A 21,679-nucleotide genomic window follows, 5' to 3' on the forward strand; every position below is an offset into this window, starting at 1 on the left:
AGGCATTCCCACGCGGAGCGTGGGAATGATCATCAGAGGCCACGTACGTCGCGGTCTTCGATCGGCCGGCTCTGGCGCAAACGTCGGCCACCGAGCACGACCCAGTCGATCAAGCGGAACAGGCATTCAATGCCGAACGACAGCAGCAACGCCCCGCTCATGCCCCAGATCATCGCTTCCGGGGTCAGCAGGATCTGGTAGCTGTAGCCGTTCCAGGTTTCCTTGCGAATATCCGGGTCAGCGGCCAGCACCACTTGCAGGAAGCGGATGTACCACGGGCCTTGCATCGCCTGGAACTGCTTGTCCAACGCCACCTGACGCGTGAGCAAGGTGTTCAGACTGTCGGCGTCGCTGCGGAAGATCGGATCTTCACTGGCGCGGTAATGCGCGACCAGTGCCTGCATATCGCCCTTGAAGAACTGCTCGGCAGTCCCTTGAAAACCGCGCAAACCGGTCTGCGCTTCGATCAGATGCGCCTCGACACGTTTGGCGTAATCGTTGATGAACCCCGGCACCTGGACACCGATCAACAGGCCCGCCGCAAACAACACCAGCCGTACATAACTGAGCAACATGGGGTGCAATCCTTATTCGGTCTTGCCCTGGCTGACGCATTCGCCGCGTCGCCACAGGCTCCATTGGCCCGGTTCGTAACGGGTCCAGGTTTCGTTTTCGGTCAAAGGTTCGGTGGCGATCACCGTGACCACGTCGTTGGGCGTGGTCTCCGCCTGAAAATCGACGATCACGTCGACATCCTTCAGACGCGCCGGGCCGAACGGTGCGCGGCGGGTGATCTGTGCGAGTTTGGTCGAGCAATAGCAGAACAGCCAGTCACCATCGCTGAGCAGGCAGTTGAACACGCCTTTGCTGCGGTATTCGGCGCACGCGGCGACCAGATCCGGCAACAGCTCTTCTATATCAACCGGCTCCGGGAATGCTGCACGCACACGGTTAAGCAAATCGCAGAACGCCGCCTCGCTGTCGGTATCGCCGACCGGGCGGTAGAAACTTTTGATCGGAGTGAAATCGGCGAGCTGGCCGTTGTGCGCGAAACACCAGTTGCGCCCCCACAGTTCGCGGACGAACGGGTGAGTGTTGGACAGGCAGACCTTGCCGACGTTGGCCTGGCGGATGTGGCCGATGACCACTTCGCTCTTGATCGGATAACGCTGCACCAGATTGGCGACTTCCGACTCGCAACTCGCCGCCGGATCCTGAAACAGCCGTAAGCCACGGCCTTCATAGAAAGCGATGCCCCAGCCGTCACGGTGCGGGCCGGTGCGGCCGCCGCGCTGCATCAGGCCGGTGAAGCTGAACACGATATCGGTCGGCACGTTGGCACTCATGCCCAGTAATTCACACATGTGCGGACTCTCGGGTTACAGACGCGGCTCGACCCGCATGCGCTGCGGATTGTTCGGCACTGGCGGGCGACCGTAACGGTCATCACCGGCGCCGCCGAACGGTTGATCGTCATCGCGGTCATCAGCGCGGGCTGCCGCTTTCGCTGCCTCGGCCTGCTCTCGACGCGCTCGCGAAGCGCGCTCGAGCGGGAAGCGGATCAACACGAAAATCAGGTAAATGCCGAACGCGATCATGCCGTACATGAACAGATCGGAGACTGCACGCCAGGCGTTGTTGCCAACCTTGAAGGCCAGATCCAGCGCGGTGATGGCAATGGCCGGCGCGACCTTTTCCTTGACCGGGTCAATGATGGTCGGGCTGAACAGCAACACCGCCATCAACACGCGCAGCGGCTCGCGTAACCAGCGCCACATCCAGGTAGTCAGGCGCATCCATACCAACAGGCAGCCCACAGCGGCAAAGGCGTAGAGGCCCCAGGCGATCAGATAGTCGTTCTCGGTCATGGTGTCCATGGCAAGGCAGGCAAGTCGGGTAGAGACAGACCATTACTGGTCTGCCTCCCCCTAAGAACCGTACGTGCGCCTTTCAACGCATACGGCTCAAGTCTTTAGTAAGCCCCGTTTGGAGCCGGCTTGTTTACTGTCAATCCACGGCTGTGTAGCTGCTGATGACAAACTGGGTGCAATAGTACTCGGTTATCCAAGGTGTCTCCACCGCCTTGGGAGCGGTGAATTATGTGGTGGTCATGCCAACCGCTATCCTTGGTGATCGGCTGCTTGCACAGTGGACATAGACCTTTTTGGGTTTGGAAAAGCCTCACAATCTGTTTACGGTATTTCAGCTTTTTGAGCATTCGTACCATTCGCAGTTTCTCTCCCATTTCCTCCATGGAAGGATCAAAGGGGTTGTAACCCCCGCTCACCTTTCTATGCCGCTCGATCGCGGTACTCGCAATTGAGTACAGAGGTGCTATTGCTTTCGTTCCGTCAACCTTCATTGCCGTGGTGGCAAATACCCAATTTCTGCCTTCGTGAGCCTGAAAATAGTTTCTCCTGACCCACTCCAACGATTTGTTTGGGTGTCGCCTCTTCGCCCAGTACCAGAGAGCATGGAAAACAGAGTTATCCATTCGGCTAAACGCCTTCTTGGCCACAACCGGCTGGTGATAAACCGCCCAACCTCGCAGTATCGGGTTAAGCAATCGAATCAGATCCTCTTGCCGAGCCGTTGTATTAGCGCTGATGACTGTCTTCACTTTGCGATAGAACGCTTTCACGTTTTTCTTGCTCGGTTTGATCAGGAGTTTCCCGTCGTACTTGCGGAAATTCCATCCCAGAAAGTCGAAGCCTTCGTCTATGTGAACCACGCGGGTTTTCTCGAGTGACAACTGCAGCCCCCTTACAGCGAGAAACTGCTCCACCCAAGGTCTGATTTCGCTTTCCAGCACCTCTTTCGAGTCTCCGGTAATCACAAAGTCATCCGCGTAACGCACCACGTTGATTTTCAGCTTCTTGGCCTGTGTCACGCCCAGATGTTGCTTGAGCTGTGATTCCAGGCCATCCAGCACCATATTTGCCAAGGTGGGCGAGATAATCCCGCCCTGCGGCGTCCCAGCATTCGTTGCCTGCAGTTGGCCTTTATCAATTACCCCGGCTTTCAACCACTTCCGAAGGATCTCTTTGTCTGTAGGGACATTGGCGATCAGCCAGTCATGATTGATGTGGTCAAAGCAGCCTTTGATGTCCGCCTCCAGTACCCATTGGGCCGAAACCTTTTTGGACAGGCAGACGAACAGCTGTCCCATTGCATCCGCCGTCGAACGTTCGATCCTGAAGCCATAGCTATTTGGATCACCGGTGGTTTCCGCGATGGGCGCCAGAGCCAACAAATACAGGGCTTGCATAGCTCTGTCTGTCATGGTCGGAATGCCCAGAGGGCGCTCCTTTCCATTCGACTTCGGAATAAACACTCGCCGTAATGGCCGAGGTTTGTATCCGTGGCGCTCCAACCCATTTGCCGCTTTCCATTTGGCATCGGGTGTATCCCAGAGCACGCGGTCGACTCCCGCCGTGCGCTTGCCCTGGTTTTCAGTGACTCGCCGAACGGCCAAGTATCTGGCCGATCGAGAGCGGGTCAGCATCCGTTGCAAGGATTTAACCTTGCGCCAGTCGCCTTCCCGACAAGCCTTCGCAATCCGCACCTGCATTGCCCGAACGTTCCGCTGGACACGACGCCAATCGATGTCATGCCATTGCTGCGGAGCGCTGGAGGGCGCAGACACGGCCATAGGGCTATGTACTAGCATGCTGCCTTCTTCTCACATTGCCTGAGCTGAAGACGTACGCATCCCCTGACGGGAATGGACGTCCCGTCAGGGCTGGATTAATGGGAAACCTAAACACAGGTTTCTGAAATTATTGAGACAGGCTCAGTCAGAGTTCATACGACAAAAGACCACGCAGAAGTCTGCCCGGTTTCCCGTGGGGTGATGTTCCAACCCCTATTCGATTCATTACAAATCGACTTTCGCTTTCTCTGCGATCCCATACCCGCACGGCCAACAGATCCCCTTGCGGTTCACCTGCCCGAAGGCAGCCATACGGACTTACCACGTTCCCTGCCTGTCACACGATTGGGTTAGGGCCTGCCTTTCCGCCGGTGATCCTGATGACGACGTACCCCCAGCCTCTACGGAGGTATCCGATCACTTTGCCTGTTGGCTCAAGCCTGACAGCAGTTTTGGCTTGTTTATAATTACGACGTTTATCAGCAGTTCACATATGTTGCCCATTCCGATCAGCCTAGCGTCTCAACCCGGTTCTGCTCCGAGCATCCCCGCATCCCCTCGCGGAAAATGCAGGCCCTTTCGGGGACTACGTTGTCAGAAAAGCTTCACACCTCATCGTTGCCAATGACGCATGTTTTCCTAGGCTATCGTTGGTCGCACAACGAGTCCGCTGCTAACTTGCAAGCAAGTTAGATGGACAATGACAGACAGAGCTTTCGCTCGCGTCTTCAGATGGATAGGAGCGGGGACTGCCTAAGCAGCATGCTCTAAGGTTTGTTTCCTCCTGTTTCAGAAGCAGGAGAAAACCCCTGCGGGGATTCTTTCCCGCGTGGGTTAGGTTCTGAGAAGAACCGATGATTTGAGATGCATTCCAGAAAGAAAAACGCTTTCTGAGGGCGAGTTTTGAATGCTGTATCGACCCTTTTGCATACCCCGCCGCAGCGGCAAGCCCTTGAAGGTATTGGACTTCTGGGACAGATTTGTTTCCTAGGAGGCGATACCTAGGCTTCGACTCCAGTCAAGGAGCCCCTCAAGATGATCTGACACCTCGAGGTCTTGAAGACACGCTACGCGTGTCGCACAGAGGCGCTTATAGTAACGACTTTTCGCCCGTGCGGCTTGTCCCAATACCAGACGGCCAGCAGCAAACCCTGTGGGAGCGAGCTTGCTCGCGAAAGCGGTGGGTCAGTGAAACCAATGTCATCTGACCGGACGACTTCGCGAGCAAGCTCGCTCCCACAGGGGGCTGCGACGGCTTCACGATCCGCGAAAGCCTTTATTCCGTACATTGTCCGAGAGCCTTCCATGCCCCAATCCGCCAACGTCATCAGTGCCCCGATTGCTCACAAGGCGCCCGGTGCCGACCCGTATGCCTGGCTGCAGGAGCGCGACACCGACGCGGTGCTCGATTACCTCAAGGCCGAAAACGCCTGGCAAGAGGCGCAAACCGCCGATCAGGCCGAGCTGCGTGAAAGCCTGTTCGAAGAGATCAAGGGCCGGATCCTCGAAACCGACCTGTCCCTGCCCTCGCCCTGGGGTCCATACCTGTATTACACGCGCACCACGGCGGGCGACGAGTACGCCCGGCATTACCGCTGCCCACGGCCGGCAGACGACAGCCTGACCCTCGACGAAAGCCGCGAACAACTGCTGCTCGACCCGAATGTACTGGCCAACGGCGGGTTCTTCTCGCTGGGTGCGTTCAGCATCAGCCCGGACCATCAACGTCTGGCCTACAGCGTCGACGCCTCGGGCGATGAGATTTACACGCTGTTCGTCAAGGAACTGTCCAACGACAAGGTCAGCGAACTGGAATTCGAAGACTGCGACGGCAGCATGACCTGGGCCAACGACAGCCTGACCCTGTTTTTCGGCGTACTCGACGACACCCATCGCCCACACAAACTGTTCCGTTATCGCCTCGACGGCACCGCTGCCGAAGAAGTTTTCCACGAGCCGGACGGGCGTTTCTTCCTGCATTGCTACCGCTCCAGTTCCGAACAGCAATTGCTGCTGTCGCTGGGCAGCAAGACCACCAGCGAAGTCTGGGCGCTCGACGCCAATCAGCCACACCTGCCGTTCACTTGCCTGGCGCCGCGCGTCGAGGATCACGAATACGATGTCGATCACGGCCTGCTCGATGGCGTGTGGACGTGGTTTATCCGCACCAACCGCGACGGCATCAACTACGCCCTGTATCAGGCCCCGGACAGCGGCACCGCGCCGACCGAAGCCGACTGGCAGAACCTGATCCCCCACAGCGACACGGTGATGCTTGATGGCGTCAGCCTCAACACCGAGGCCATGACCCTGAGTCTGCGCGAGGGTGGCCTGCCGATCATCGAAGTGCACCCACACGGTCTGACGCCTTATCGCGTGCAATTGCCGGACGCGGCCTACAGCCTCTATGTGCAAAACAGCCTGGAATTTGAAAGCGACCGCATTCGTCTGCGCTACGAGGCGTTGAACCGTCCGGCACAGGTTCGCCAACTGATCCTCGCCAGCGGCGAACAAGCGGTGTTGAAAGAAACCCCGGTGCTCGGCCCGTTCGACGCCGACGCTTACGTCAGCCAGCGCCTGTGGGCGACCGCGCCAGACGGTACGCAAGTGCCGATAAGTCTGGTGATGAAACGCGAAATGGTCGGCAAACCGGTGCCGCTGTATCTGTACGGTTATGGCGCTTACGGCTCGAGCCTTGATCCGTGGTTCTCCCATGCCCGTCTGAGTCTTCTGGATCGTGGCATGGCCTTCGCCATTGCTCACGTGCGCGGCGGCGGTGAACTGGGCGAGGCCTGGTATCGCGCCGGCAAGCAGGAACACAAGCACAACACCTTCAGCGACTTCATTGCCTGCGCCGAATTTCTGATCCTCAACGGCATTACCACTGCGGAAAAACTGGCGATCAGCGGTGGCAGCGCCGGTGGTTTGCTGATTGGTGCGGTGCTCAACCAGCGTCCGGATCTGTTCGCCGTGGCGATTGCTGAAGTGCCGTTCGTCGACGTGCTCAACACCATGCTCGACCCGGAACTGCCACTGACCGTCACCGAATATGACGAATGGGGCAATCCCGAAGAGCCGGAGGTTTACGAGCGAATCAAGGCTTACGCGCCCTACGAAAACGTCAGCGCGCAGGACTATCCTGCAACGCTGGTAATCGCCGGCTACAACGACAGCCGCGTGCAGTACTGGGAAGCGGCCAAGTGGGTGGCGAAACTGCGCGCGACCAAGACCGACAACAATGTGCTGCTGCTCAAGACGGAACTGGGCGCCGGGCATGGCGGGATGAGCGGGCGTTATCAGGGATTACGTGACGTAGCACTCGAATACGCATTTGTTTTCAAGGTTTTGGGCCTGGCCTGAGGAACTCCGTCGGTCACTTGGGTCTTAATTGCAGACCCAAGAGGCCGATACCCCCAAGATCCCCTGTAGGAGCTGCCGAAGGCTGCGATCTTTTGATTTTTTCAAAGGCAGGATCAAAAGATCGCAGCCTTCGGCAGCTCCTACAAGGGATCGTGTGAAGCCTGAAACAGTGAAAACAAAAAGACCGTGACGACATGTCAGAACCGACCTTACTGAACAACGAAATCCGCGACTGGCTGATGGACTGCGGCCTGTTCGATCAATTGCAGCTGGCCGACTTTGCGGCCGCTTCCGGCTACTTCAGCATCAGCACCGTGGCTGAAGGCGAGGCGATTTTCCGTGAGGGCGATGCCGGCAGCTTCATGTGCATCCTCCACACCGGCCAGGTCGCCGTGCAGAAAACCGGGCCCGATGGTCAGGTGATCACCATGGCTACCCTGCGCAGCGGTCGGGCGTTTGGTGAAATGGCCGTGCTCGACGGTGAACGCCGCTCGGCCACCTGCATCGCCGCGACTAACTGCCAACTATTGAACCTCGGCAAGGATTCGCTGGAAAAAATGCTCAACGACGCGCCGAAGATCGCCGCGAAGATCATCCGCGCCCTCGCCGTCTCCCTGTCGAAACGCCTGCGTATGGCCGACGGCCAACTGGCGGCGCAACAGGTTTAACCGCCGGGAGATTTTGCCTTGGTGCCGCTCGGTTCAATGCCCGGCACCGGTTGATCCTTGCTCGGCGGGCTGGGCATTTCGATCGGCACCAGCGGTGGACTGCCACTGCCGGCACCGGACTTGGGAATGTTGATCGGCGTGATCTGCGGATACGGCGTCGGTGTCGCGGTGCCGGGCGAGCCGGGTTGCGGCGCCGGGCTGACCGGAATTATCTGTTGCGCCTGCACTGCAGTAATCGAGAGCGCGGCCAGGGCAATGACCGTTAGAATGGTGCGCTTCATCAAGGGCTCCGTTTGGCCTCTAGTCTGCGCTCAGGCTACTCCCAACGGGCCTGCTTGCCTTCCCCCTTGTAGAGATTTCCATGAAACGTTTCGTTCTGCTCGACACCACCCCGATCCCTGAAAGCGGCGGTGCCCTGTGCCTGTTCGAGTATGGCGAGGATTTCGTCATCAAGATCCAGGGCGGCGACGGCGGGCAATTGATGAACACGCGCATGCACGGTTCCGAAGATGCACTGGCCGAAATCCCGTGCCGCAAGGTCGCTGGCCGGCCGGATTCGCGAGTGCTGATCGGCGGTTTGGGCATGGGTTTCACCCTCGCCTCCGCGCTCAAGCATCTGGGCAAGACTGCCGAAGTGGTGGTCGCTGAGCTGGTGCCCGGCGTGGTCGAGTGGAACCGTGGCCCGCTCGGCGAAAAGTCCGGTCGACCGCTGCTGGATCCGCGCACGGTGATCCGTCAGGAAGACGTGGCCAAGGTCCTGCAAAGTGAGCCGAACGGTTTCGACGCGATCATGCTCGACGTCGACAACGGCCCCGAAGGCCTGACTCAGAAGGCCAACAGTTGGCTGTACTCGGCCGCTGGTCTGAATGCCTGCGCCAAAGCCCTGCGCCCGAAAGGCGTGCTGGCGGTATGGTCGGCCAGCGCCGACCGGCTGTTTTCCGACAAATTGAAGAAGGCCGGTTTCAAGGCCGAAGAAGTCCAGGTCTTCGCCCACGGCAACAAGGGCACGCGGCACACAATCTGGATTGCCGAGAAGCTCAAGGGCTGAGCTAAACTCTGCGCATAACCGTCATTAGTCTTTTACAAAGGTGAACCCATGAGTTCGTCCACCCCAACCAACACGTCGAAGCTGGATCGCATCCTCGCCGACAACCAGCGCGACAAGGAAATGGGCTACCGCGACAAGGCCCTGAAAATGTACCCGCACGTCTGTGGCCGCTGCACCCGTGAGTTTTCCGGCAAGCGCCTGAGCGAACTGACCGTGCACCACCGCGACCACAACCACGACAACAACCCGCAGGACGGCTCGAACTGGGAATTGTTGTGCCTGTATTGCCACGACAACGAGCACTCGCGCTATACCGATCAGCAGTATTTCAGCGAAGGCTCGCTGAGCACGCCGAAGATTGCCAAGGCGACGCACAACCCGTTTGCCGCGCTGGCCGGTCTCATGAAAAAAGAAGACTGATCTTCATTGCCTGAACTGGCCTCATCGCTGGCAAGCCAGCTCCCACAGGTATCTCGGGTATACACAAAATTTGTGAGCGATCCAAATCACTGTGGGAGCTGGCTTGCCAGCGATAGGGCCAGAGCAGACACCGCAGATCTCGAACCTGCCACCCCTGCCCCAATCCCCGTATAATCGCCCTCTTTTTCCCGAAGGCACCCCGCTCGTGGCAGACAAACGGTACAGCTGCATTGGTTTGTATAACCCCAAATCACCAGAGAACGTCGGTTCGGTGATGCGCGCCGCAGGCTGCTATGGCGTGGCGTCGGTGTTCTACACCGGCAAGCGTTATGAACGCGCCGCCGACTTCGTCACCGACACCAAGCGCGTGCACTACGACATCCCGCTGATCGGCATCGACGATCTGAAAAAGATCCTCCCGCTCAACTGCGTGCCGGTCGCCGTGGAACTGGTCGAGGGCGCCCGCCCGCTGCCGGAATACACCCACCCGGATCGCGCCCTGTACATCTTCGGCCCGGAAGACGGCTCGCTGGATAAAGAGATCCGCGACTGGTGCGAAGACGTCGTGTACATCCCGACCACTGGTTGCATGAACCTCGCCGCCACGGTCAACGTCGTGCTCTACGACCGTATGGCCAAGGGCTTGAACACCCGCTCCGGGCCAAAATTCCGCTAAAGCGTCGCACATCCGATGGAACGAGCTGACCGCTCTGGCAGTCAGCTTGTTTATCGATTACTCATTGCCTGGAGAAAGATCATGACCGAGCTCAAACGTGTCGAACGTATCGAATCCACCCCGTTCCAGAGCCGTTCCGAGCAGAACGTCGAAGGTTGGGAGCGTATCGGCTCGCTCGCGGGCGGCGTGATCATGGTCGGTAAGGGCCTGCGCCGTGGCGGTGTGTTCGGCTTGATTCAGGTGGCGATTGGCGGCGTGGCCATGGCGCGCGGGATTACCGGGCACAGTTCGGTGAAGAGCCTGTTTGAGAAAAGTCGTCAGGACATGAACAACGTGCGGGCGAAGATCGAAAGGGCCGGGGAAGAGTTGAGCAAGCTCAAAGCCAATGCCGAGGCGGCGACCAGCACCGCCACCGTGACCGGCAATGATTCGGTGAAATCGCCGAAAGCCGGGGTTTGATCCGAGATTTGCGGTGGGGCTGACGGCCTCATCGCTGGCAAGCCAGCTCCCACAGGTTCTGTGGAGACCACAGAATTTTTGCCCAGCCCCAAATCGGCTTATGGGTTGTGCACTGATTTTGTGCCCATCCCAAAACACTGTGGGAGCTGGCTTGCCAGCGATAGCGGTGTCACTGAAGCAACGCGGTATCGAGGACTTTGGAAGACTCGCCGAGCACACTCTCGGCCAGTTGCACAAACTCCTTGGTACTCACCGTCCCCAGATGCATCGCTCCACGCAAGACATCATCCAGCGAACGCTTGTTGCGCGTCTTCAAACGAATCTCGCCATCCAGTTCCTGCAACAGCACCACCGCTTTCGCCACCTGCGCCGGGCTGATCTGCTCGCCGCGCAAGGTCGTTACTTTCTGGCTGTCCCTGGCCAGTTTCGCCTGCAAACTCTGATAACGCTCATCGCTCATGCCACCCGCGCGGCGTACCAGTTCAATGGCGTAATACTCGGCAAAGCCTTCGCTGATCCAGTCACTGCGCTGCTCGTCGTTAATACGCCCGAACACCTGTGCCAGCTCACGCACCAGCGCACTGCTGCCGCTTTCGCTGACCAGCGGCAATCGCGTATTCACGTAAATGGATTCATGCGCACCGAGGCTGCCGCGCCACATCGGGTCGCTGGCACCGACGATCAACAGCTTGCTCGGATGTCGCGGGTACACGGCCTGCACCTGCGGCCAGACGAACGTCAGCAAGGTCAGCACGTCCATACGCCGCATGCCCTGCCCTTGCGGTGAGGCCACGGTGACCTCGGTTTCACCCAAGCGAGTGCGGCGGCTGCCGAGGTGGCCGGCGAGCATCCACCCGGTCGGGCGGTCGAACAGGCGCGAAGGATTGTCGATACGGAATTTGTTTTTGCCGATGCGCGGCCAAGCGGTTTCGATGCTCTTCCAACCGTCGGGCAATTCGAATTGCAGACGCGCGACCAGCTCGGTGCCGTCCTGTTGATCGAGTTTGGCTGGTGGCACCAGTTCATCGCCGCGCATCAACGCCCAGCTTGGGGTCATGCGCGTGTCGAAACTGCCGTTCTTGCGACCGTGGCTGACGCGTACGCGGTAGGTCAGGCTGGACTTGTCACTGGTCGGGCGCCAGACGCCCCGTGCCTGTTTGCCCGGGGTCAACAGCCACTGGCCGTCAGCCTTGAAGTCGCTGTAATGGCTGCCGTCGCCAAGATCGAAATCGAGACTGCGCACCGCCTCGCCTTTGGCCAGGGTCAGGCGTACTTCGGCCTGATCGCTCTGTGGCAACAAGCGCACGTGATAATCCAGATCGACTTTCTTCGCCGCCCATGCCGGCGTGTTCAGCGCCAGCAGCGCAATCATCAACGCTCGCGACAATCCGACAGCCATACGCACTCCTTGGTAAAGCTTGAATCAGCAGGTATTCAGCCCGCGCGGAAAATCAGGTGATCTTCCCAGTCATCTTCCGGCACGCTGCCTTCGGCAAGCATGCGCCCGGACTGGGAAATGCGCTCGTGGTGCACCGCGTCGCGATCGCCACAGACCAAGTGGTGCCACAACGGCAGATCCTTGCCTTCGCTGACCAGTCGATAACCGCAGGTCGGCGGCAGCCATTTGAACTCTTCGGCCTGGCCCGGGGTGAGCTGGATGCAGTCCGGGACAAACTTGAGGCGGTTCGGGTAATCGCTGCACTGGCAGGTTTTCAGGTCGAGCAGTTTGCAGGCGATGCGCGTGTAATAAACGCTGTTGTCTTCTTCATCCTCGAGTTTCTGCAGGCAGCACAGACCACAGCCGTCGCACAGCGATTCCCATTCCTGATGATCCAGTTGATCGAGGGTTTTGCGTATCCAGAACGGTTCGACTTTGGCGGCCATGGCTCAAGCATCAACATCAGGTGGTGAAAAGGCCGCCAGTCTAGTGCCCAAGGCCCGGCGGGCCAAGCGTTGGCGACTGCCGGTTGTGCGGGACTTGTCAGTTTTTGTGGCGGCGCGTAGCTTTGCCAGTCGCAAGGAGCCTTGCCCGCAAGCCATTAACGCTCGACCGCGTTGCATTGTGGTGAACCCTCAGGCTCGGAAAACCCCATCGTTCAGCGCAACTGATCCCGCCGGGTTTTCATTCAAATCCCTGACTCAACCGTAGTAAGGAATCTCTCCATGAGTGCCAACCCTCGCGTTGCCGATTACGCCATTCACCCGCAATTCACCGACCGCTGGTCGCCGCGCGCCTTCACTGGTGAAACGATCCCGGAAGAAACCCTGCTGAGCTTCTTCGAAGCCGCGCGCTGGGCGCCTTCGGCGTATAACTCGCAGCCGTGGCGTTTCCTCTATGCGCGTCGCGATACGCCGAACTGGGAGCGTTATCTGGGTCTGCTCAATGAATTCAACCGTAGCTGGGCGCAGCACGCATCGGCGCTGGTGATCGTGATTTCGAAAACCACGTTCACTGCACCCGGCGCGACGGAAGAAACCCCAGCGTTGTGGCACACCTTCGACACCGGTTCGGCGTGGGGCCATTTGGCGTTGCAAGCAAGCATCAGCGGCTGGCACACCCACGGCATGGCCGGTTTCGATCAGGAGTTGACGCGCAAAGAGCTGAATATTCCTGAAGGTTATGCGCTGCATGCGGCCGTTGCCGTTGGCAAACTCGGTGACAAGGCAACGCTGGCTGAATACCTGCAAGCCCGTGAAGAGCCGAGCCCGCGCCGCCCGCTGAACGAACTGGCGGCAGAAGGCGACTTCAGCCTCTAAGCCAGCACAAAAACAAATGTGGGAGCGAGCCTGCTCGCGAAAGCGCTGTGTCAGACAACGATGATGTTGGCTGACACTCCCCCTTCGCGAGCAGGCTCGCTCCCACATTTTTATTCGGCGAACATTCAATATCCGCGGTTGAAATCCACTTCCCCGCGCAATGCCTCACCCGCCTGATACGCCTTCAGGTTCTCGACAAACAGCTGCACCATCAACGCCGGTGACGTCGGCGCCGAACTGTGCCCGGTCAGCAGCAAGCCCCAAGCGGTCCAGAATGGATGGCGTTGCGGCAGTGGCTCCTGACGGCAAACGTCGATCACTGCCCCCGCCAGATGGCCTTCCTTCAACGCGTCCACCAGATCGGCATCAACCACCGCGACACCCCGTCCGGCGTTGATAAACAACCCGGTCGGTTTGAATTGCTTGAACAGCGCCGCATCGTAGATATCGTGGGTGTGCTCGGTGTTCGGCAACAGATTGACCACGTAATCCACTTCGCCCACCAGCCGTGGCAGATCGGCCATCGAGCCGACCTCGACAAACGGCGCCTGCTCGCGGGCGCTGCTGGCGATGCCGTACAACTCAATGCCAAATGGCAGCAGGAACTGCGCCACGCTCTGGCCAATATCACCGGTGCCAACGATCAACACCTTGCGCCCGGCCAGGCTCTGGCCGCTGCGGTGGTCCCACTTGCGTTCGACCTGGCTGACCAGTCGTGCGAGCACTTCGCGCTCATGGCCGAGGATGTAGGTCAGCACGTACTCAGCCATCACCTGACCGAAAATCCCCACCGCGCGGGTAAGACGGTAGTCACGGCGCAAACCGTCCGCGAGCAACGGCGTGATGCCAGCCCAGGTCGATTGCAGCCATTGTGGCTGGTGGCCCTGGCGCAGCAGGGTCGCAAGCAGGTCCGGCTGGCCCAGCCACACCGGGCAATCGGCGGCCTGACGGGCCAGCTCGGCGGAGTCGCCACTGGTCAGTACTTCAAGCTCCGGCGCTGCCTGACGCAGCAGCCGGGCGTAAATCGCGTGGTCGTGTTCGGCAATCAGAACGCGCATCTTCAAACCTTTCGCAAACCGTGCAGATGGCCGCCGGATTCGGACGGCCATCGCGGTAAAAACAGTTCCAGGGTAAACCGAGACTCAGAACAGAGCCGCGCAGATCAGACCGGGTCGTTGCGTCGCAGCAACTCTTCGGGCAAGTGCTCGATGTACTCGTCCTCGGCCGGTGGCATTTGCAGGTGGTAGCCCTGCTTGTCGAGGTTTTCCAGAACCACGACGATGTCCTCGCTGGCCAGTTTGCGCTCGGGCGACAGCACCAGGTCGAAGGAATGCTTCGGCTTGCCGAACGCCAGCATCAGCGCTTCCGGCACACGCTCAAGCGCATCACTTTTGAGCACATAAAGGTACATGCCGCTGCGCTTGGAGCTTTGGTAGATGGAACAAATACGTTTCAAGGCTGTTCTCCGGCGGTGGCCAGGCTGTCGAGCAGCTTCTGGCCCATGAGTTCGCGGCGCCAGCCACGCAACGACTCAGGCAATTGGTAAGGACCCTCGGGATAACCGCTTTTGACCAGGGCTTCGAGGGTTTTCTTGCGCAGCATCAGTTCCGGGGCAATGCCCAGACGCTCGGCCTCAGCCTGGCCCAATGCGCGCAATTGTTTGATCAACGCGGCGGCTTCGATCGGCAATGGCTCCGGCACCGCTGGCGGCCATTGATCAGGCCCCACACTGCCAGAGCGCTTGATCAGATCAAGCAGAAATTGGCCGTCCTGACGCACGGTACGCGGGTGCATGTCTTCGATCTTGCCCAGCGCCGCAAGGTTGTCCGGTTGTGTGCGGGCCAGCGGCCACAGCGAATGCTCACGGACGATGCGGTTGCGCGGCAGATCGCGGGCGCGGGCCTCTTTTTCACGCCAGGCGCACAGCTCACGCAGTACCGCCAGTTGTGCGCGCGAAAGTTTCCACGCCAGCTTGGCCTCGCGGTAGAGCTCGTAAGGATCGGTTTCGCGGCGCAGGTTGGCGACCAGTTCGGCACCGTCCTCCAATACCCAGGCAAATTTGTCGTCAGACAGTTTCGGCCGCAGCTGTACGAAAACCTCCGCCAGATGCACGGCATCTTCGGCGGCGTAGCTGATTTGCGTCTCGGACAACGGGCGCTGCAACCAGTCGGAACGGGTCTCGCCCTTCGGCAGTTCGATGCCAAGCACTTCCTGCACCAGCCGCGAATAGCCCATCGAGAAACCGAGGTTCAGGTAGGCGGCAGCCAATTGCGTGTCGAACATCGGCGCCGGCAGGCTGCCGGTCAGACGCAACAGCACTTCGAGGTCTTCGCTGCAGGCGTGCAGGACTTTGAGCACCGCCGGGTTTTCCAGCAAGGCGGCCAGCGGTTGCCAGGCGTTGATGGTCAACGGGTCGATCAGGTAGGCGCGTTTACCGTCGCCGACCTGCAACAGGCCGGCAATCGGGTAGAAGGTGTCGACCCGCATGAATTCGGTGTCGAGGGCAACGAAGGGCAGCTGCTGCCACTCGGCGCAAAACTGCGCGAGGCTTTCGTTGTCGCGAATCCAGTGAATATCGATGGCCACACGGCTCTCCCTTGAAGAATGGCGCGCAGTATATATCGCCACCGGCGATTTACGCGCCTGTGAAGGGCAAGAGCTGTAACGAAATGTCCTGCCGGAGAGCAAGAATAGTCTGACAGAAGAAGCAGAAAGCTCCGTCGTATCAGAACGACGGAGCCGATTGGACTCAGTCCTTGGCGAGTACGCCGTCGATCACCGCACCACGGCAACCGGCAAACATGTCCAGATCCGGCTGATAGACCTTGCTCTTGACCTCGAGCAGGCCAAGCATCGAGTGGAACAGGTTGTCCTGGCTCAGCGGTTTATCGCGGCTCATTTGCAGGCAATGGGTATCGACCGAATAGGCCTTTTGATAGCTGTCGCTGAACCACGCCAGCATCGCTACATGCTTTTGTTGCTCTGGCGCCAACATGTAAGGCGTACCGTGCAGGAACAAGTTGTATTCGCCCAGCGACTCGCCGTGGTCCGACAGATACAACATGGCGGTATCGACTTTGTCCTGATTGCTGCGCAATACATCGATCAGGCTCGATAGCACATGGTCGGTGTACACCAGCGTGTTGTCGTAACCGTTGACGATACTTTCACGGCTGCAATTGTTCAGCGCGTTACTTTCACAAACAGGCGTGAAGTGCTCGTATTCCTTCGGATAACGCTTGAAGTATTCCGGGCCATGGCTGCCCATCTGGTGCAAAACCAGCACGGTATCCTTGTCCAGATGGTCGATAAAACTTTGCAGACCTTGCAGGAGGATTTCATCGCGGCACTCGCTGTTGGCACACAGTGCCGGATCTTTCAGGTTGCTCACATCTTGCAGAGTGACCCGATCACAAGTGCCTTTGCAGCCCGACTGATTGTCGCGCCAGATCACATCGATACCGGCACGCTTGAGCACGTCGAGCAGGCCTTCTTCATTCTTCGCCTTGCTCGCGTCGTAATCCTTGCGGCCCATGTTGGAGAACATGCACGGCACCGAAACAGCCGTTTCCGTACCGCAGGAGTGCACATCGGTAAAGGCGATCAACCCGGCTTCCTTGTCCAGTTGCGGGGTGGTGTCCCGGTCATAACCGAGGATGCCGAAGTTCTCCGCTCGGGCGCTTTCGCCCACGACCAGCACGGTCAGGGATCTACGCGGCTGAAGCTGCACTTCGGGATTGCGCCGGGCATCTTCGCCGATCTTGATGAACGGTTGCTGTGCCGAGACAACTTGCTCACGCAGGTAACCGGCCGAAGCGCCGATGTAGTTGCTGGGCACCAACATCAAACGAATTTCGTGGTGATTGCGAAACAGCGAGGACAGGCCCTGATAGTTGACCAATGCCACCGCGCCAATCACCGCGACCGAAACGACACTGACAATAACTTTGCTGATCAACTCGCGGTGCCAGCGACGATAGTTGACTGGCACTTTCCACAGTAACAAGGACGGTAAAACACCGAGCAACAGAATATAAGCAAACAACTTCAACGAGAGCAGGTCACGCACTTCCGTGGCATTGGTTTCGGCAAAGTTACGAAACATGCCGGCATCGATCATGACGCCATATTGGCTCATGAAATAAGCCACACCGGCGCTGATCAGAAATATCAGCGTCAAGAGCGGTTTGAGCACTGGACGAAAAGCCAGAACCGTCAGCACGATGTTGAACGCGGCGAGGATCATCACCCCGAACGCCAAGCGCATGGCGAGGCCATTGCCATCGGCAGCGGTGATCTCGAACAGGTGCTGCCAGAGCACAACATTGCAGCCCAGTAAAAGAAAGGCACTGGCAATCAACGTCACCCATTCCGGGCGCACGGCTTTTAACTTCAACATAGAAGGGGTCATTCCTGAAAAGACGAGCCTCGGTCAATGATGGAAAATTCAATTGTGAAAATTTCATTAACTAAGGCATGTCAAACTTTAAGCAGGCAATCATCAATTTTTTGTGAAAAAGACGCCAATGATTAGTTGGCTTATACCTTTACGCTGAAACTTGTGAAGTATTTGAGAATGGTTCAGGTTTTATTCAGTTTTAGCCATCCGTTAAAACCTGTGGGAGCGAGCTTGCTCGCGAAGGCGTCCGGCCATCCAACACCTGCGCTAATTGGAATTCTGCATTCGCGAGCGAGCTCGCTCCCACAGTGAATTGAGGGGTTATCGAATTTTTAAATACTGCTGTGGATTTTCTGGTTTGCCCGGCACAAGCGGTTCCGCGCCTAATCGTTGGCCCCGCTCAAAGGTCTGATGATGGAAAACCTCCGCGCCACCGCCCGCCCCGCTGTCTGGTTGATGTTCGCCATCATTCTCGTCGGGCTCAATTTGCGTCCGTCGATGGCGGCGGTCGGCCCCCTACTGTCGGCCATTCGCGGCGACATCCCGCTGAGCTTCAGTGTCGCTTCTTTGCTGACCATGCTGCCGGTGATGGCCATGGGGCTGGCGATGTTTTTCGGCATTGGCATCAGTCAACGGCTGGGTGAGCAACGGACGGTATTGCTGTCGTTGCTGATCATTGGCCTGGCGACGCTGTCGCGACTGTTTATCGAATCGGCAGCCGAACTGATCGCCAGCGCCGTGCTGGCCGGCATCGGCATTGCATTGATTCAGGCGTTGATGCCGGCGCTGATCAAATCGCGCTTCGCCGACAACGTCGCGCTGTGCATGGGCTTGTACGTCACGTCGATCATGGGTGGCGCCGCGCTTGCCGCCTCGCTGGCGCCACTAGTGATGGTGCAAACCGGAAGCTGGCGCAGCGGTCTGGCCTTCTGGGCGATTCTGGCTTTACTCGCGATTGTGTTCTGGTGGTTCCAACGCCGCCAGCAACCCTCCACGGAAATGGCGGTAGCCAGAAAAGACTCGTTCTTCGCCAATTCCCGCGCCTGGTTACTGGCAATCTTCTTTGGTTTGGGGACAGCGTCCTACACCTGTGTGCTGGCCTGGCTCGCCCCGTACTACGTGGAAAAAGGCTGGAGCGAACAAAACGCCGGACTGCTGTTAGGTTTTCTGACGGCCATGGAGGTGATTTCCGGCCTGGTGGTTCCCGCTATCGCCAATCGCAGCCGGGATCGCCGCGTGATTCTGATGGCGTTACTGATGCTGATCATCGCCGGGTTTTGCGGCCTGATCCTCAGCCCGCACCAATTCAGCCTGCTGTGGCCATGCCTGCTGGGATTGGGTATTGGCGGTTTGTTTCCGATGAGCCTGATCGTCTCGCTCGATCACCTTGACAACCCACAACGCGCCGGTGGCCTGACCGCCTTCGTGCAGGGCATCGGCTACCTGATCGCTGGCCTCTCGCCGCTAATGGCTGGAGTGATCCGCGACCGACTCGGCAGCTTCGAATGGGCATGGTGGTCGCTAACGGCTGTGATGGGGGTGATGCTGTTGATGGTGTGGCGCTTCGATCCCAGGCATTACGCCCGACACTTTCCCTCGTCGAGATAAAGGCTTCTGGCCACCTTACAGCGGTTTTGTCGGCGACGTCGTGTTAGTAAAACTTTCTGTCCCACAACTGACCGTGAAACGTCCTACAGGGCTTTGTCCTGGCACCATCGTTCCGTTAGGATCGTTCGCACACGTTTGCGCGGATTCAGCGCAAGGAGCACAGCGAGACGGAACGGATGCTGAACAGTAACTTGCTACGAAAGCTCGACATGCAGGATCTCATGGTGTTTATCGCTGTTTATGAGCAAAGCAGCGTTACCGACGTGTCAGAAACCCTGTTCGTCAGCCAGTCCACCGTCAGTTACTGTTTGAAAAAACTGCGCACCAGTTTCGAAGACGAGCTGTTTATCAATACCCGTACCGGCATGCGTCCGACCTACAAGGCCAGCACCATGTACGGACATGTGCAGAAGATCCTCGAAAGCATCAACCTGTGCCACGCCGGCGCCCCCACGTTCGACCCGACCCAGCAAGCCGTCACCTTCAACATCTGCGCCCCGGAATACTTCGAGCAACTGATCCTGCCGCGCCTGCTCAAGCGTTTCGATTTCGATGATTTGCCGGTGATGGTCAACATGCACAAGTTCGAGACCGACGTCCCGGCGGATGAGTTGCGCGACGGCAGCCTCGATCTGGTGATCAGCTTCGGCCCCAACTTCCACCGCCATCACACCGACCTGAAATCACGGATGTTGCTGGAGGATGATCTGGTCTGCGTCTTCGACAAACGTGCCACGCCACTGGAGCCGCGCTTGAGTCTGCAGGCCTTTACCGAACGCCGGCATGTGTTCCCGACGCCGTGGACGTCGACCACCAACATGGTCGATGGCTGGCTGGCGCGGCAGGCGCAGAAGCGCCAGATCGTCGCGCGCTCGAACAGCTACAGCGCGGCATTGAAAATGATCACCGGGACCGACTTCATCCTCACCCTGCCCCGCCGCATCCAGCGCTTGCTGACCAACGAGGCGGTGTTCAATCACTGTGAGGCGCCAAACGGCTTGCCAGGCTTCACCCTCGACATGCAGTGGAGCCAAAGCGTGGATCAGGACAGCGCCAACCTGTGGTTGCGCGAGCAGGTGGTCAAGGTGTGCAGCGAACTTGAAGCGGCCTGATTCCTACATGCCAATCGCGGTTTTGCTGTAGGACTCGCGATCCATGTCGACCAGCTCAACGCACAGCTGCACTTCGACACCGGCCGGCCATTCGCACAGGTCCTGCAAGACTGCCAACAGGCTCTCTGACAACTGCTTCTTGATCTGCGGCGAACGCCCGCTGAGCAGCGCCAGCTTCACATAGACGAAGGCGCGTTCGGCCATGGCGGTACCGACCTTGAAGGTCTCGACTTTCACCGCACGACTTTTGATATCGAACTCCGCCGCGAACTGACCGGAGCCCACCAGCGTGTTGTTGAGGCGGATCAACGCGACGTCAGCGTTCAACTGCGGCAGGTTGGCGGTGTATTCCATGTGCAGGTGTGGCATTGCAGATCCCCAGTCAGTTGGCAGAAAGGTCGTACATATAGCACAGCTCTGCCCTACCTTTCCGGGGACTTTCACATATCAATGTGGGAGCGAGCTTGCTCGCGAATGCGATCATTCAGCGCCGCTAAAGGTGCCTGATACGCCGCTTTCGCGAGCAAGCTCGCTCCCACAAAGTGTATGTTATGGCTCAGGATGAGGTCAGTGGCCTTTCACTCATGAACTGCTCCAGCCTGGAGCGCAACCAGCGCTCCGCCGGATCGCTGTCGACGTGACTGAGCCAGACCATCGACAAATCCAGCGTTGGCGTCTTGAACGGAAACGGTTCCTTGAACAGTAATCCGGAAGTGGCCATGGCCGCCGCAGTGTAATCCGGCAGACTGGCGATCAGGTCCGTACCCGCCAACAGCGCCGGCAACGCGCTGTATTGCGGCACCGACAGCACCACTTGGCGAGTACGACCGAGTTCGGCCAGCCACTCATCGGCGAAACCACTGACGTTGGCCGTGTGCGAAACCAGCACATGCGGACGTGCGCAATATTCATCCAGCGTCAGCGGCGTATCACTGGCGTCGGCACGCAGGATGCTCGGCTGAATATGCCGCAGCAATTTGCGCTTGGCATTGGCCGGCAGACCTCGGGTCTGGCTGATGCCGACAGTAATGTCGCCAGCGGCGAGCAGATCGGGAATCCGCCAATAATCGACGTGTTGCACCACGAACACCACGTTCGGTGCCTCCTGACGCAGTGCACGCAATAGCGGCGGCAACAGGCCGAACTCGACGTCATCGGACAGGCCGATACGGAAAGTCATGGTACTGACCGCTGGATCGAAATCGCGGGTCAGGCTCAGCGCCACTGATAGCGAATCCAGCGCCGGCTTGAGATGGCGAAAGATATCTTCGGCACGGGCCGTCGGTTCCATGCGATGGCCGACGCGGATGAACAGCGGATCGTTGAGCATCGTCCGCAAGCGGTTGAGCGCCGAGCTGATGGTCGGCTGGCCGAGAAACAGCTTCTCGGCCGCCCGGGTCACATTGCGTTCAAGCATCAAGGTTTCGAACACCACCATCAGGTTGATGTCGGCTTTGCGTAGTTCATTGCGGTTCATCCATTGCCCCCTGCTCCCCGGAATACGGGCAGTGTAGAAAGGC

22 protein-coding genes are annotated in these 21,679 nt (G+C 58.7%); 9 read left to right on the forward strand and 13 right to left on the reverse strand.

What is annotated here, in order from left to right; all coding sequences use genetic code 11:
• Positions 1-32: 32 nt before the first annotated feature.
• From ACW9IR_RS08935 to ltrA, 4 genes are all read right to left on the reverse strand, one after another.
• Positions 33-575, reverse strand: a complete 543-nt coding sequence (locus tag ACW9IR_RS08935; protein WP_034153178.1) for a DUF2937 family protein — start codon at positions 573-575, stop codon at positions 33-35.
• A 12-nt stretch (positions 576-587) separates the two neighbouring features.
• Entirely contained in the window at positions 588-1,364 is a 777-nt protein-coding gene (locus tag ACW9IR_RS08940) for a class II glutamine amidotransferase (RefSeq protein ID WP_007911322.1), read from the reverse strand.
• Positions 1,365-1,379: 15 nt separating this feature from the next.
• On the reverse strand, positions 1,380-1,877 hold the full coding sequence (locus ACW9IR_RS08945; RefSeq protein ID WP_102900279.1) for an MFS transporter: 498 nt from the start codon (positions 1,875-1,877) through the stop codon (positions 1,380-1,382).
• 95 nt (positions 1,878-1,972) lie between these two features.
• The gene (gene ltrA, locus ACW9IR_RS08950; protein WP_457462811.1) at positions 1,973-3,670 is read right to left on the reverse strand and encodes a group II intron reverse transcriptase/maturase; all 1,698 of its coding nucleotides are present in this window, start codon (positions 3,668-3,670) and stop codon (positions 1,973-1,975) included.
• Positions 3,671-4,957: 1,287 nt separating this feature from the next.
• On the opposite strand from ltrA, the gene ACW9IR_RS08955 reads away from it, so the two are divergent.
• Complete coding sequence (locus ACW9IR_RS08955; RefSeq protein ID WP_457462813.1) at positions 4,958-7,012, forward strand: S9 family peptidase; 2,055 nt, start codon at positions 4,958-4,960, stop codon at positions 7,010-7,012.
• Between the two features lie 194 nt (positions 7,013-7,206).
• Entirely contained in the window at positions 7,207-7,680 is a 474-nt protein-coding gene (locus ACW9IR_RS08960; RefSeq protein WP_095119089.1) for a cyclic nucleotide-binding domain-containing protein, read from the forward strand.
• On the opposite strand, the gene ACW9IR_RS08965 is transcribed toward ACW9IR_RS08960, so the two are convergent.
• Positions 7,677-7,961, reverse strand: a complete 285-nt coding sequence (locus ACW9IR_RS08965) for a hypothetical protein (RefSeq protein WP_212622758.1) — start codon at positions 7,959-7,961, stop codon at positions 7,677-7,679. The genes ACW9IR_RS08960 and ACW9IR_RS08965 overlap by 4 nt on opposite strands.
• 80 nt (positions 7,962-8,041) lie before the next feature.
• On the opposite strand from ACW9IR_RS08965, the gene ACW9IR_RS08970 reads away from it, so the two are divergent.
• The 4 genes from ACW9IR_RS08970 to ACW9IR_RS08985 all read left to right on the forward strand — a co-directional run bounded on the left by ACW9IR_RS08970 (position 8,042) and on the right by ACW9IR_RS08985 (position 10,283).
• The gene (locus ACW9IR_RS08970) at positions 8,042-8,728 is read left to right on the forward strand and encodes a spermidine synthase (RefSeq protein WP_007911335.1); all 687 of its coding nucleotides are present in this window, start codon (positions 8,042-8,044) and stop codon (positions 8,726-8,728) included.
• Between the two features lie 48 nt (positions 8,729-8,776).
• Positions 8,777-9,148, forward strand: a complete 372-nt coding sequence (locus ACW9IR_RS08975) for a YajD family HNH nuclease (protein ID WP_007911336.1) — start codon at positions 8,777-8,779, stop codon at positions 9,146-9,148.
• Positions 9,149-9,353: 205 nt separating this feature from the next.
• The gene (locus ACW9IR_RS08980; protein WP_007911337.1) at positions 9,354-9,824 is read left to right on the forward strand and encodes an RNA methyltransferase; all 471 of its coding nucleotides are present in this window, start codon (positions 9,354-9,356) and stop codon (positions 9,822-9,824) included.
• An 81-nt stretch (positions 9,825-9,905) separates the two neighbouring features.
• Complete coding sequence (locus ACW9IR_RS08985; protein ID WP_095049253.1) at positions 9,906-10,283, forward strand: YgaP family membrane protein; 378 nt, start codon at positions 9,906-9,908, stop codon at positions 10,281-10,283.
• A 169-nt stretch (positions 10,284-10,452) separates the two neighbouring features.
• Here ACW9IR_RS08985 and ACW9IR_RS08990 read toward each other — a convergent pair whose 3' ends face one another.
• Together ACW9IR_RS08990 and ACW9IR_RS08995 are read right to left on the reverse strand one after the other, a co-directional pair.
• Positions 10,453-11,682 carry a hypothetical protein gene (locus ACW9IR_RS08990; RefSeq protein WP_457462817.1) on the reverse strand — a complete coding sequence of 410 codons (1,230 nt, stop codon included), beginning with the start codon at positions 11,680-11,682 and terminating at the stop codon, positions 10,453-10,455.
• Between the two features lie 35 nt (positions 11,683-11,717).
• The gene (locus ACW9IR_RS08995) at positions 11,718-12,167 is read right to left on the reverse strand and encodes a YcgN family cysteine cluster protein (RefSeq protein WP_102900275.1); all 450 of its coding nucleotides are present in this window, start codon (positions 12,165-12,167) and stop codon (positions 11,718-11,720) included.
• Between the two features lie 279 nt (positions 12,168-12,446).
• Between ACW9IR_RS08995 and ACW9IR_RS09000 the strand changes: the two genes are divergently transcribed.
• Positions 12,447-13,040 (forward strand): nitroreductase family protein, encoded by a 594-nt coding sequence (locus ACW9IR_RS09000; protein ID WP_457462819.1) that lies wholly within the window; start codon positions 12,447-12,449, stop codon positions 13,038-13,040.
• 125 nt (positions 13,041-13,165) lie between these two features.
• Here ACW9IR_RS09000 and ACW9IR_RS09005 read toward each other — a convergent pair whose 3' ends face one another.
• The 4 genes from ACW9IR_RS09005 to ACW9IR_RS09020 form a co-directional block, all read right to left on the reverse strand.
• On the reverse strand, positions 13,166-14,098 hold the full coding sequence (locus ACW9IR_RS09005; RefSeq protein ID WP_110720068.1) for a D-2-hydroxyacid dehydrogenase: 933 nt from the start codon (positions 14,096-14,098) through the stop codon (positions 13,166-13,168).
• Between the two features lie 104 nt (positions 14,099-14,202).
• Complete coding sequence (locus tag ACW9IR_RS09010) at positions 14,203-14,496, reverse strand: YcgL domain-containing protein (protein ID WP_007911350.1); 294 nt, start codon at positions 14,494-14,496, stop codon at positions 14,203-14,205.
• Positions 14,493-15,626 carry a ribonuclease D gene (gene rnd, locus ACW9IR_RS09015; RefSeq protein WP_457462822.1) on the reverse strand — a complete coding sequence of 378 codons (1,134 nt, stop codon included), beginning with the start codon at positions 15,624-15,626 and terminating at the stop codon, positions 14,493-14,495. The genes ACW9IR_RS09010 and rnd overlap by 4 nt, the downstream gene beginning before the upstream one ends.
• A 163-nt stretch (positions 15,627-15,789) precedes the next feature.
• A complete protein-coding gene (locus tag ACW9IR_RS09020) occupies positions 15,790-17,439 on the reverse strand; it encodes a phosphoethanolamine transferase (protein WP_457462824.1) in 1,650 nt (549 codons plus the stop codon).
• 414 nt (positions 17,440-17,853) lie between these two features.
• Here ACW9IR_RS09020 and ACW9IR_RS09025 point away from each other — a divergent pair, with 414 nt between their 5' ends.
• Both ACW9IR_RS09025 and ACW9IR_RS09030 read left to right on the forward strand, forming a co-directional pair.
• Positions 17,854-19,047 carry a cyanate transporter gene (locus ACW9IR_RS09025; protein ID WP_457462826.1) on the forward strand — a complete coding sequence of 398 codons (1,194 nt, stop codon included), beginning with the start codon at positions 17,854-17,856 and terminating at the stop codon, positions 19,045-19,047.
• A gap of 176 nt (positions 19,048-19,223) precedes the next feature.
• Positions 19,224-20,159, forward strand: a complete 936-nt coding sequence (locus ACW9IR_RS09030) for a LysR family transcriptional regulator (RefSeq protein ID WP_034153164.1) — start codon at positions 19,224-19,226, stop codon at positions 20,157-20,159.
• A gap of 3 nt (positions 20,160-20,162) precedes the next feature.
• On the opposite strand, the gene ACW9IR_RS09035 is transcribed toward ACW9IR_RS09030, so the two are convergent.
• A complete protein-coding gene (locus ACW9IR_RS09035; protein WP_102900269.1) occupies positions 20,163-20,528 on the reverse strand; it encodes a 5-carboxymethyl-2-hydroxymuconate Delta-isomerase in 366 nt (121 codons plus the stop codon).
• 187 nt (positions 20,529-20,715) lie between these two features.
• Positions 20,716-21,636: a LysR substrate-binding domain-containing protein gene (locus ACW9IR_RS09040; protein ID WP_034153162.1), complete on the reverse strand. Its 921-nt coding sequence runs from the start codon at positions 21,634-21,636 to the stop codon at positions 20,716-20,718.
• Positions 21,637-21,679 lie beyond the last annotated feature (43 nt).

This window comes from Pseudomonas sp. SDT291_1_S447 (assembly GCF_054070155.1).

What these genes read in the sequence shown, in the direction of transcription:
- ACW9IR_RS08935 (WP_034153178.1), bottom strand. Translation starts at nt 575, where the DNA reads ATGTTGCTCAGTTATGTACGGCTGGTGTTGTTTGCGGCGGGCCTGTTG.
- ACW9IR_RS08940 (WP_007911322.1), bottom strand. Translation starts at nt 1,364, where the DNA reads ATGTGTGAATTACTGGGCATGAGTGCCAACGTGCCGACCGATATCGTG.
- ACW9IR_RS08945 (WP_102900279.1), bottom strand. Translation starts at nt 1,877, where the DNA reads ATGGACACCATGACCGAGAACGACTATCTGATCGCCTGGGGCCTCTAC.
- ltrA (WP_457462811.1), bottom strand. Translation starts at nt 3,670, where the DNA reads ATGCTAGTACATAGCCCTATGGCCGTGTCTGCGCCCTCCAGCGCTCCG.
- ACW9IR_RS08955 (WP_457462813.1), top strand. Translation starts at nt 4,958, where the DNA reads ATGCCCCAATCCGCCAACGTCATCAGTGCCCCGATTGCTCACAAGGCG.
- ACW9IR_RS08960 (WP_095119089.1), top strand. Translation starts at nt 7,207, where the DNA reads ATGTCAGAACCGACCTTACTGAACAACGAAATCCGCGACTGGCTGATG.
- ACW9IR_RS08965 (WP_212622758.1), bottom strand. Translation starts at nt 7,961, where the DNA reads ATGAAGCGCACCATTCTAACGGTCATTGCCCTGGCCGCGCTCTCGATT.
- ACW9IR_RS08970 (WP_007911335.1), top strand. Translation starts at nt 8,042, where the DNA reads ATGAAACGTTTCGTTCTGCTCGACACCACCCCGATCCCTGAAAGCGGC.
- ACW9IR_RS08975 (WP_007911336.1), top strand. Translation starts at nt 8,777, where the DNA reads ATGAGTTCGTCCACCCCAACCAACACGTCGAAGCTGGATCGCATCCTC.
- ACW9IR_RS08985 (WP_095049253.1), top strand. Translation starts at nt 9,906, where the DNA reads ATGACCGAGCTCAAACGTGTCGAACGTATCGAATCCACCCCGTTCCAG.
- ACW9IR_RS08990 (WP_457462817.1), bottom strand. Translation starts at nt 11,682, where the DNA reads ATGGCTGTCGGATTGTCGCGAGCGTTGATGATTGCGCTGCTGGCGCTG.
- ACW9IR_RS08995 (WP_102900275.1), bottom strand. Translation starts at nt 12,167, where the DNA reads ATGGCCGCCAAAGTCGAACCGTTCTGGATACGCAAAACCCTCGATCAA.
- ACW9IR_RS09000 (WP_457462819.1), top strand. Translation starts at nt 12,447, where the DNA reads ATGAGTGCCAACCCTCGCGTTGCCGATTACGCCATTCACCCGCAATTC.
- ACW9IR_RS09005 (WP_110720068.1), bottom strand. Translation starts at nt 14,098, where the DNA reads ATGCGCGTTCTGATTGCCGAACACGACCACGCGATTTACGCCCGGCTG.
- ACW9IR_RS09020 (WP_457462824.1), bottom strand. Translation starts at nt 17,439, where the DNA reads ATGTTGAAGTTAAAAGCCGTGCGCCCGGAATGGGTGACGTTGATTGCC.
- ACW9IR_RS09025 (WP_457462826.1), top strand. Translation starts at nt 17,854, where the DNA reads ATGGAAAACCTCCGCGCCACCGCCCGCCCCGCTGTCTGGTTGATGTTC.
- ACW9IR_RS09030 (WP_034153164.1), top strand. Translation starts at nt 19,224, where the DNA reads ATGCTGAACAGTAACTTGCTACGAAAGCTCGACATGCAGGATCTCATG.
- ACW9IR_RS09035 (WP_102900269.1), bottom strand. Translation starts at nt 20,528, where the DNA reads ATGCCACACCTGCACATGGAATACACCGCCAACCTGCCGCAGTTGAAC.
- ACW9IR_RS09040 (WP_034153162.1), bottom strand. Translation starts at nt 21,636, where the DNA reads ATGAACCGCAATGAACTACGCAAAGCCGACATCAACCTGATGGTGGTG.